11 protein-coding genes are annotated in these 9,674 nt (G+C 43.7%); 7 read left to right on the forward strand and 4 right to left on the reverse strand.

Annotation, left to right across the window (positions count from 1 at the left end):
- Positions 1 to 253 precede the first annotated feature (253 nt).
- Entirely contained in the window at positions 254 to 481 is a 228-nt protein-coding gene (locus tag IT392_09150) for a DUF2283 domain-containing protein (protein ID MCC6544652.1), read from the reverse strand.
- A 9-nt stretch (positions 482 to 490) separates the two neighbouring features.
- Positions 491 to 712 (reverse strand): DUF4258 domain-containing protein, encoded by a 222-nt coding sequence (locus IT392_09155; protein ID MCC6544653.1) that lies wholly within the window; start codon positions 710 to 712, stop codon positions 491 to 493.
- Between the two features lie 307 nt (positions 713 to 1,019).
- Here IT392_09155 and IT392_09160 point away from each other — a divergent pair, with 307 nt between their 5' ends.
- On the forward strand, positions 1,020 to 1,337 hold the full coding sequence (locus IT392_09160) for a hypothetical protein (GenBank protein MCC6544654.1): 318 nt from the start codon (positions 1,020 to 1,022) through the stop codon (positions 1,335 to 1,337).
- The gene (locus tag IT392_09165) at positions 1,337 to 1,546 is read left to right on the forward strand and encodes a hypothetical protein (GenBank protein MCC6544655.1); all 210 of its coding nucleotides are present in this window, start codon (positions 1,337 to 1,339) and stop codon (positions 1,544 to 1,546) included. Before IT392_09160 ends, IT392_09165 begins: the two co-directional genes overlap by 1 nt.
- Before the next feature lie 695 nt (positions 1,547 to 2,241).
- Here IT392_09165 and IT392_09170 read toward each other — a convergent pair.
- Positions 2,242 to 2,547, reverse strand: a complete 306-nt coding sequence (locus IT392_09170) for a panthothenate synthetase (GenBank protein ID MCC6544656.1) — start codon at positions 2,545 to 2,547, stop codon at positions 2,242 to 2,244.
- 560 nt (positions 2,548 to 3,107) lie between these two features.
- On the opposite strand from IT392_09170, the gene IT392_09175 reads away from it, so the two are divergent.
- The 3 genes from IT392_09175 (at position 3,108) to IT392_09185 (ending at position 5,287) form a co-directional block, all read left to right on the forward strand.
- Positions 3,108 to 4,262 carry a cytochrome b/b6 domain-containing protein gene (locus tag IT392_09175; GenBank protein MCC6544657.1) on the forward strand — a complete coding sequence of 385 codons (1,155 nt, stop codon included), beginning with the start codon at positions 3,108 to 3,110 and terminating at the stop codon, positions 4,260 to 4,262.
- A gap of 109 nt (positions 4,263 to 4,371) precedes the next feature.
- Complete coding sequence (locus IT392_09180) at positions 4,372 to 4,719, forward strand: DUF1924 domain-containing protein (GenBank protein ID MCC6544658.1); 348 nt, start codon at positions 4,372 to 4,374, stop codon at positions 4,717 to 4,719.
- Between the two features lie 19 nt (positions 4,720 to 4,738).
- Entirely contained in the window at positions 4,739 to 5,287 is a 549-nt protein-coding gene (locus tag IT392_09185; protein MCC6544659.1) for a diheme cytochrome c, read from the forward strand.
- A 66-nt stretch (positions 5,288 to 5,353) separates the two neighbouring features.
- Here the strand turns inward: IT392_09185 and IT392_09190 are convergent, their stop codons facing one another.
- Positions 5,354 to 6,013, reverse strand: a complete 660-nt coding sequence (locus tag IT392_09190; GenBank protein MCC6544660.1) for a c-type cytochrome — start codon at positions 6,011 to 6,013, stop codon at positions 5,354 to 5,356.
- A 293-nt stretch (positions 6,014 to 6,306) separates the two neighbouring features.
- Between IT392_09190 and IT392_09195 the strand changes: the two genes are divergently transcribed.
- On the forward strand, positions 6,307 to 7,407 hold the full coding sequence (locus tag IT392_09195; GenBank protein ID MCC6544661.1) for a PAS domain S-box protein: 1,101 nt from the start codon (positions 6,307 to 6,309) through the stop codon (positions 7,405 to 7,407).
- 129 nt (positions 7,408 to 7,536) lie between these two features.
- Positions 7,537 to 9,674, forward strand: a 2,138-nt coding sequence (locus IT392_09200) for a cbb3-type cytochrome c oxidase subunit I (GenBank protein MCC6544662.1), incomplete at its 3' end; no start/stop codon positions are given.

The following is a 9,674-nucleotide window of genomic DNA, read 5'->3' on the forward strand; positions in this document are numbered from 1 at the left end:
GGCATTTTGCTGTAACCCTTTTTCATTGGATTGTGCTAATGAAATGGACCCAGCCCTCTTTTCAAAATGCCTCAAATGAGGCACGATGATCTGGACTTGACACTGTTCTATGCTTGTGTAAAGATTCTGAAAATAGTAGAGAATATATATTTATGATAAATTCATGGAGGTATTAAATATTAGGAGCTTTAAAACTTCAGGAAAAGATAGATATGATTTTGTAATGATTTAAGATAAAAATTATTGTGCAGCTTCAGCATCCTTTTGTCACTCCTTCTAAAATTAAATTTTCTGTAGATATATTAAAAATATCCTCAAGGTTATACCTCTCAGTCGCCCCAATAATCTCAAGCCCAATTACCTTGCCATCGGCATCAAGATCAATATTTATACCCTCTTCTATCTCCTTTGTATGGGCAACTATCTTTTCCTGAATCCTGATATACAAAGCATCAACCTCTTTATCATATTCAATCTTCATAATGCCTCCCTATTTATTCTTATCAATGGCTGTTACTATAGTTATTTTATTACTCTCCTTACGAAAGGTCACTTTAAGGTATTTCTTTCCTATATGCTTGAAAGCATTCTTTCTGTCTTTAATCGAATCCTCCACACTCTTCGGGTAGAGGACTGTATCTTTTACCTCATCCTCCGTAATCTCTCTCCACTTCATCTGTCTCCTGGCGTGCCTGCTATATGATATGTCCATGCAACTCCTATCCTATCTAAGACAGTTCCTTGAGTCAAGGTTATCTTCGGTATTAAAATATCTGTCTGGTATAATAATTGCGGTTGTGTTATTTATTACTAACCAATGCCAAAGAATATATATGTCTTTATTCTTTCATATAAGGATAGAAAAAGACATGAGCACTTAACTGACAAAAGTGAAAGATATCTTAGTAGGATAAAGTCATGACAAGAGAAGAATTGTTCAACTAACTGTAAATCCCTTCCCCATTTCTGCATGCTGTGTTATATTGTCTACTGATAACCTTATTTATATAAGGAGCCTTGTGGGGGAAAAGGAGTTTACAAAAGACCTTAGTCCTGAGGGAGATGACAGGCTGAGAATAAAGATCACAACGAAAAAGGGAATGGTCACTGAAATTGTTGTTCAGTATGAGGCTAAAATTAAGAATAAATGGTATCCTTTAGTAAGGTATGATACCTCACATGGGTTTTTCCATCGTGATTTATTGAATCCAAAAGGAGAGGAGATAAAGAAGGTCGTAGATATAGAAAATTTAAAAGATGCCCTTACCTATGCGGAGCAGGATTTAAAAGATAGGTGGGAATGGTATAAAGAGAAATTCAAGAGGGGGGTAAAATAATGACAAAGAAGGAATACATTGAAAGAAATATAGGGATGACCTTTGATTTTATAAAACAGTTACTTGACCACCCAGAGGCAATCGAATCCATACCTGACAGGGCAGAGCTTGACTTTATAGATAAGGATATGCCGGTCAAAATAAAGGAAGAAACGAACGGAGAAAATATTGTAAGGTATAAAGTCGAGCATGTTTTTGAGCCATTGTAATAATATTGTGCTAAATCAGGTCAAAACAGACAGAATTAACAGTAATCAACTGGAAAGAATATAAAGCCTCAACCTATTGATTCTTAATAGTAAAAGGGAAACAATTCCAAGAATCAAGGAGTTATATGTTTTCCTACTAATCAAGCTCTTAATCAGCGGGTCGGAGGTTCGATCCCTCCACGGCCCACCAGCAAGGAAACCGACACACCAAAAAGAATTAAGGGAAGATAGAGGCCACACAACTTATAGATATATTAGCAAATCTGCTTACTGAGATTGATATTTTCGATACAATAACGGTGGATGAAGAAAGGATATTAGGATCTATTCCCTATATCACCATGCATAATTTGAATTCTTCCGAGACGGAACATTAATTGTTATTACCTCTGATAAGCGCTTACTTAAAGCCTCCGAGGATGAAGGGTTCAAGGCATTAAACCCGGAGGAAGTTGAAATGAACATTATAAGTGAATTACTTGGCAGTTAGGAGTTAAGGCGCTACCCGAATAATGAGGTTATGTGTCCATAAAGACCTGGTGAATCCGGAGTATAAAGTCATGACAAGAGAAGTCCTGTAAATTTCTTATCAAGTTCTTTAGCCTTCATATTTTCTGGATAGTCTCACAGAAATAATCCGGATCTTTCCCGTGCCGGGTTCTATCGCTTACAGGCTCAACAGGGTTATGCGAATCTTACGTCCACTTCTTTCCGAGGTCCTCCAAACCAGCCTTTTGCAAATCCTCCGGGCTCATCAGTATACGAAACTTGCAATTGGCCTGAAAGTTGAGAAAGAAGGGCTCTGAAAAGGAGGGTACATCCGACGGAGTTTGTACGTTAATCACGAAGATCCCGCCGCGTTTTCCGTCTTGCTCAGTGAAGTAGGCCGTCTCCGGCTTGATTGTTTCAAGGATACGCCCAATGATCTCGCCCGCCTTTCCGCTTCTGACGAGGGTATTAAATGGCTCAAGCGGGAATTCGACCGTAAGTAGCATTTTCATGTGATGTTCTCCTTTTGTTGCGGCATTTAAAGGCGGTGCCGCACACGCCTGAAAAGTTATTAGTCAGTTAGCAAACAATAGCACAGACTTTTGATCTGTTCAATACCAAGTTCAATTTAACCTCTGCAAGTTTAGTGTGGAGACATCCTTCCTTGCCTTACGCTTTTTTTTATAAATTCCGGGTTCTGAGAAAGAAGCCAATCCTCTGAGTCTTCTTTTGTATTGGCTGTTTCGAAGACATTCAAAGGGAAGGTCGTTGTCAACAAAGGGGATTATTTTTGAAAAGCATACCTCATAAAGAAATTATTAAGCTAAACCAGACGTTCCACAAGTCCATCCAAGCCCCGTTTTATCGAATTTGCAAAACCATCCCTAACCCCAAGAGAAGCTACCTTAATGATAAATTAATGGAGGTATTAAAATCTCTGTCTGGTATAATAATTGTGGTTGTGTTATTTTTTACTAACCAATGCCAAAGAAAACAAATATTTTTTAGTATATGTAAATGTTAAAAAATTAAGGGCTTCAAGGATTGAGGGATTAACCCTTCTTCGAGGATAATGATGAAGGTTTGGGACTTACCAACACGGCTCTTCCATTGGTTTCTCGTCTTCGCCTATATTGGGGTCTTTTACACTTCCTATAGCGAATGGTTGCTCGAATACCATACTATCGCCGGGTATATTATCCTGGGCCTGGTCATGTTTCGAATAGTGTGGGGTTTTACAGGCAACCGTCATGCAAGATTCTCGGAATTCCTTAAAGGATGGAGCGGCATTAAGTCCGTTCTATCTGATAACCTGAGATTTAAGTTTCCGCGATATTTAGGACACAATCCGGTTGTTGGCTGGGCCATAGTATTTATGCTCACAGCAACCGCTCTTATAAGCATAACCGGGATTATAACCTATAGTGGCGAAGAAAACAGGGGGCTGTGGGCAGGGGTGTTTACTTATCACACTGCCGCCTATGCCAGGACCATTCATACTGTTTTAGCATATACCATGGTAGTCGTGATCGTGGGCCATATCTGCATGGCTCTTTTCCATGATTTTATACTAAGAGAGAACATCATCCTATCCATGATTACAGGAATAAAGGAGGACCCTGAAACATGGAGCGAGAGGGTGTCCCACATGCAGCCGGGCGAGGGGCGGTCATTTGTGAGACTTCTCGTATGGATATTTGTGGCGATTATGGGTGGTCTCGGACTCGTATATCTGCCGCCTGAAGGGGGCGAGACAGATTTTTCCAGGATGAAGCCGCCCGGGGTCCTTGACGCAGAGGGCTTTGCCGTTGAGTTAAAAACGAATCAGGCATGGCGGGATGAGTGTGCAACCTCCTGCCACAGTGCATTGCATCCAACCTTACTTCCCGCAGAGTCATGGAGAAATATCGTCTCAAGTCTGGATGATCACTTTGGTGAGGATGTGACGCTTGACGAAAACACCCGTAAGGAGATACTCAATTTCCTTACAGCAGCCTCTGCAGAACATTCAACAACGGAAGCATCCACAAAAATGCTCTATTCCATTAAGGCAAATCAAATTCCAATAAGGATTACGGAGGTCCCTTACTGGGTGTGGAAGCATGATAGAATATCGGAAGATACATTCAGAAGAAAGTCTGTGATGAGCAAAATCAATTGTGTCGCCTGCCACCCAGGGGCTGAGATCGGCTCATTTGAAGATAAGGATATTCATATCCCAAACTGAAAGGAGGTTTTAGATGAGAAAGAAGACCATTTATATTTTAACAATAGTTATCTCTTTTGTATTATTTTACCCGGGGGTTTCAGGTGCAGCACAAAGCCTGAATCCTCAAATGCAGTCCGTTGTCAATAATTATCTTGCCGAGGCACAGAAACAGGATTCAGGCATAAAGGGATTCAGCGCCGACGGGGGCAGGAAACTCTATAATTTCAGGAGAATTCATTCTGTCAAAAAGGAGGAACGCTCTTGTTTGACCTGTCACACATCCAATCCGGCAAATCAGGGGAAGACAACCGTCGGCAAGGTGATAGAACCACTGTCGCCAGCGGCGAACAAGGCACGCTTTACCGATCCCCGAAAGGTAGAAAAGTGGTTTAAAAGAAACTGTACATGGGTGTTAGAGAGGGAATGCACACCTAAAGAGAAGGGTGACTTTGTCACCTATATGATGTCGTTATAGATAACCATAGGAGGTATAAATGAAGAAAATAAATACAGTAATTCCATTATTAGTAGCAGGTGTACTCTTAGTCGGAATGATTAGCGGAAGTGTTGTTTTTGCTGACGAAAATAAAAGAGGGGAACGGGAGAAAAGACATAAGAGCGATCGTCAGTATTCTGTTGTCAATAATCCATTATACGAACAGGAATGCTCATCCTGTCATTTCTTATACCTCCCGGGCTTACTTCCGGAGCGTTCCTGGCAGGAGATCATGAAAAGCAGCGGGAAACATTTTGGAGAGGACCTTGCGCTTGATGATACAACGAAGGAGGAGATACTCTCTTACCTGAGCAAGTATTCTGCTGAAAAGTCAAATACGGAATGGGCCGGGAAGATCCTGGCCAGTATCGGTTCGGGAACCCCTGTAAGGATTACTGAAACACAGTATATTAAAAGGAAACATCGTAAAATAAAGACAGAGGTATTTAAGCGCCCCTCTATCGGCAGCTTTTCAAACTGTGGGGCATGCCATAAAAAAGGTGCGCAGGGGGACTTTGAAGAAGATGGGGTTTCAATACCCAAGTAGCATAAAAAGGCCCTGAAGAACACTCAGGGCCTTTATTAATATACGGCTGTTGCCATACACCTTGAATTATTTTTTAAAGCCGCCCATCTGTTCCACATATGAAATGACGTAAAAGATTTCATCGGGAGTTAATGTCTTTTCAAAGCCAACCATTGTTGTACCAGGTCTCCCCTTGGTTATGGACTTATAAAGTCTTGCCTGATTAATGCCCTGCATTGCAGTGGCGCTGGTCAAGTTTGTTGGTGGCGGCGTCATACCTGCTGCTCCTGGACCTTTCCCGTCTCCCTTAACACCGTGACATACTGAACAGTGGGTATTCCAGACCTGCTCTGCCTTTTCTGAATGCGGTCCCTCTACCCGACCAAAATGTTCAATATATGCAATAATTTCAAAAATGCCATCATTGTCTATAACCATTTCAAAGCCACCCATTGGTGTCCCTGGTACCCCCTTGGTTATGGCCTTGTACACTCTTGCCCGATTAACGCCCTTCATAGCTGTGGCACTGGTCATGTCTGTTGGTGGCGGCGTCATACCTACTGCTCCTGGACCCTTCCCGTCAGCAGCAGCACCATGACAATATGCACAATGGGCATAGTAGAGCGCTTCTCCCTTATCTGAATACCCTATTCCTGCCCAGCTCTGGGTAGCGATAAATGCAAAACTGAGAACGACTAAGGCTGAAAATATTGTTATTATACTAAGTTTAACTACTTTTTTTGACATTTGTCCTACCTCCTTTTTATATTTAAAGGTTATATAACTACAGACAACAAATTCAATCTATATTTACTCTTGTTTTGCAGTTTTATCTTATTGTCAACAAATCTCATTCCACCCCCTTTCATTATTAGAATAATTCAATAGGAATATAGAGATGAGTTTTAGTCTACTCTAAAAATAAGAGGTGTCAAGCAGATTGTTGCGAATATTTAAAGGGTCATCTCAACAGCCTGTGGGCTTTCTTGTATTGTGATTCCTCATGAATTATAATGGTATTTGCATTCAGGAAGTCAAGAATGCATCATTTACCGGAAGGCGCAGGCGGAAACGGTATGGATAGTGAATCTTATAAGCACATTCTTGAATCTATTTCGGAAGCCCTTATAACAATTGATCAGGACAGAAAAATCCTCGTTTGGAACAGCGCCGCCGAGATTATGCTTGGCTATAAAAAGGCTGAGGTACAGGAGAGGAGTCTTGACTTGATCATACCACCGGCCTACCGGGAAAGACATAGAGAGGGATATGAAACCTTCCTGAGAAATATTGCTGATCATTCTACCTATGTATCCAAAATAAAAGATTATCAGGGATTACGAAAGAACGGAGAGATATTTCCTATTCAATTGAGACACTCGCTTTACAAAATCAGCAATAAAGAGTTTTATATAACAGCCACTATACGGGATATTACCTTCTTAAAGCGTTACGAACTTATGAGAGAGAGAATGGAGCATATCGCCCGTCACGATCTGAAAAATAAGCTTATTATAATCGGCATGGCAGCGAAACGTCTCACCAAGGTACTGGACCGGCATCAGGTTCCGGATAGTTCGGATTACATGAAGATCATCAAGTCCGAGTATGAAGATGCCCTGACCTTGCTGGAGTCGTCACGGGAACTGATGCAGCTTGAATCCGGGGAATACCCAAGGAAAGATGTGACTGTGGATCTGGTGGAAATGGTGCTGACCAAGCAGACGCAAATGCAGCCGTTGGCATTGTCCAGAGAAGTCACAATTACATTCGATAACCGGATACAAAAGCAGAGCATAAGCCTCAATGCTGACCGGGCGCTGCTTGAACGGGCACTGGAGAATCTTATCAAGAATGCTATTGAGGCGGAGAATACGCCTGGAGAGGTACAACTAATATTGCTTCAGAACGAGGCAGGATTGGCGGTTTTAGAAATTCACAACGGCGGGAAACCAATTCCTGAGGAAATACAGAAGAACCTTTTTCAGCCATATGTTACTCACGGCAAGAAGTCAGGGAGCGGCCTGGGACTTTATACCGTCAAACTTATCATAGAAAAGATTCATAGATGGCAGCTTGACTTTGAATCAAACAGTGAAAAAGGCACTGTCTTCAGAATCGTATTTGGACCATTGACGTGATGATTTGTAAGTGAAGCACTGCTTTTCCTTAGATACCCAGCGGAGAAACAGTTACTACGCCGGGAGTATGTTGAGGCCTATGTGGAGTTCATACACTAGAGAATTTACAGCTTTCGGAATATTGAGGTTATGCAGGACAAGACAGAGATAAGCGAAACCCTTTCTCCCTGGTGGAGACGTACTGTCATCCTGACCATCGTGTTGGGATTTACTGTCCTGATCTGGATAGCCGCAAGGTCTTATACGGATTCCCCTCCTGTTCCGGGTAAAGTGGTAGGCCCATCTGGCGAGCTCATCTTTACACGTGAAGACATCTTCGGGGGGCAACAGGTATTTCTGAGATACGGTTTAATGGAAAACGGGAGCATCTGGGGGCATGGGGCCTACCTTGGACCTGACTTTTCTGCCGAATACCTGCATACGCTCGTACTTGAAGCTCGTGAGATGGTCTCAAGCCAACGATACAAGCGGGCGTTGGGAGACCTCAGCGGGGCCGAACAAGATGCTGTTAATGGGGAGGTTCAACAACTCCTCAAACAAAACAGGTATGATCCCGATACCGGGACGCTGTATTTTACGCCGCATGAAGCCGCCTCATATCAAAAGCAAATAACGAAATGGACGGCCTATTTTTCCCACCCGGCTCAGAATGCGGGCCTGCCTGAGAAGTATATCAGGGACTCGAATGAGCTTAAGGAACTCACGGCATTTTTTGCATGGACGGCATGGGCCTCCGTTGCAAACCGGCCGGACAAACCATACTCTTACACCAACAATTTCCCATACGATCCAATGGCCGGGAACACGCCAACGAGCGATGCAGTGCTTTGGAGTACCCTGAGCCTCATCCCCCTTTTGGCAGGGATTGCCGCTATTCTATTTGCCTTTGGTAAGTTTAATTTCTTGGGTTGGAAGGGTAAAGGTGACCATGTTCATCCTCAGATGCTGCCGGGGGTAACCACTGAAAGCCAGAGGGCAACCATAAAATACTTTATCGTTGTGGCACTTCTGTTTTTGGCCCAGGTACTGGTTGGAGCTGCAACCGCCCATTATCGTGCAGACCCGGCGAGCTTTTACGGCCTTAATTTGTCTGAACTCCTTCCGAGTCATATCCTGCGCACCTGGCATTTACAGTTGGCCCTATTCTGGATAACCACGGCTTTTGTTGCCGGTGGTTTGTTGCTCTCCCCCTCCCTGGGCGGCAGTGAACCCAGAGGTCAGGCCAAGGGGGTCAACTTCTTATTCGGTGCCCTGCTTCTTGTAGCAGGTGGGAGTTTGCTGGGTGAGTATCTCAGCCTCAATCAGGTTCTTGGAAGGCTCTGGTTCTGGTTCGGGCATCAGGGCTGGGAGTTTCTTGATCTTGGACGCGCCTGGCAGATCATGCTGGTCGCCGGGCTTGTGGTCTGGATTATCTTGATTTTCCGTGGGATTTCTCCGGCAAGAAAAGACCCCGAGGCCCGCGAGGTCTCTTCCCTTTTTTTCTATGTGGCAATAACCATTCCCCTTTTTTATCTTCCCGCCATGTTCTTCACCGGCTCCAGCCATTATACAGTGGTGGACAACTGGCGATTCTGGATCATCCATTTGTGGGTTGAGGGTTTTTTGGAACTCTTCGTGACAGTTATGATTGCCTCTATCTTCTACAAACTGGGTCTAATCTCCAATGTAACAACCCGCCGGGTCATTTACCTGGATGCTATCCTCTATCTTGGCAGTGGAATCATCGGAACAGGGCATCACTGGTATTGGACAGGACAATCAGATATTACCGTGGCCCTCGCGTCCATGTTTTCCGCTCTGGAGGTCGTGCCCCTTACCCTCCTGACGCTGGATGCATGGGATTTCATACAATTGACCCGGGGTAGGTGTGATATCTGCGGGATAGAGATCTCCATTCCACACAAATGGACATTTTACTTCCTGTTGGCCGTAGGATTCTGGAATTTTGTAGGGGCCGGGGTCTTTGGATTCCTTATCAACCTGCCCATCGTAAGTTACTTTGAGGCAGGAACCATGCTTACGCCGAATCATGGGCATACGGCTATGATGGGTGTCTTTGGTATGATTGCCATGGCTCTTATGGTATTTGCCATTCGACAGGTATTAACAGATGAACAATGGAGACGCCCGGAGAAGTATATCCGTATCTCTTTTTGGGGGTTAAACACCGGTTTGGCACTGATGGTTGCGATGAGTCTTTTCCCGGGCGGCGTACTCCAACTTCTGGATGTGTTGAAAAACGGATATTGGCACGCCAGAGGCCCTGA

It is taken from the genome of Nitrospirota bacterium, from assembly GCA_020846775.1.
GTDB lineage: Bacteria > Nitrospirota > 9FT-COMBO-42-15 > HDB-SIOI813 > HDB-SIOI813 > RBG-16-43-11.

What these genes read in the sequence shown, in the direction of transcription:
- IT392_09175 (MCC6544657.1), top strand. Translation starts at nt 3,108, where the DNA reads ATGATGAAGGTTTGGGACTTACCAACACGGCTCTTCCATTGGTTTCTC.
- IT392_09170 (MCC6544656.1), bottom strand. Translation starts at nt 2,547, where the DNA reads ATGAAAATGCTACTTACGGTCGAATTCCCGCTTGAGCCATTTAATACC.
- IT392_09195 (MCC6544661.1), top strand. Translation starts at nt 6,307, where the DNA reads ATGCATCATTTACCGGAAGGCGCAGGCGGAAACGGTATGGATAGTGAA.
- IT392_09165 (MCC6544655.1), top strand. Translation starts at nt 1,337, where the DNA reads ATGACAAAGAAGGAATACATTGAAAGAAATATAGGGATGACCTTTGAT.
- IT392_09150 (MCC6544652.1), bottom strand. Translation starts at nt 481, where the DNA reads ATGAAGATTGAATATGATAAAGAGGTTGATGCTTTGTATATCAGGATT.
- IT392_09180 (MCC6544658.1), top strand. Translation starts at nt 4,372, where the DNA reads ATGCAGTCCGTTGTCAATAATTATCTTGCCGAGGCACAGAAACAGGAT.
- IT392_09190 (MCC6544660.1), bottom strand. Translation starts at nt 6,013, where the DNA reads ATGTCAAAAAAAGTAGTTAAACTTAGTATAATAACAATATTTTCAGCC.
- IT392_09155 (MCC6544653.1), bottom strand. Translation starts at nt 712, where the DNA reads ATGGACATATCATATAGCAGGCACGCCAGGAGACAGATGAAGTGGAGA.
- IT392_09185 (MCC6544659.1), top strand. Translation starts at nt 4,739, where the DNA reads ATGAAGAAAATAAATACAGTAATTCCATTATTAGTAGCAGGTGTACTC.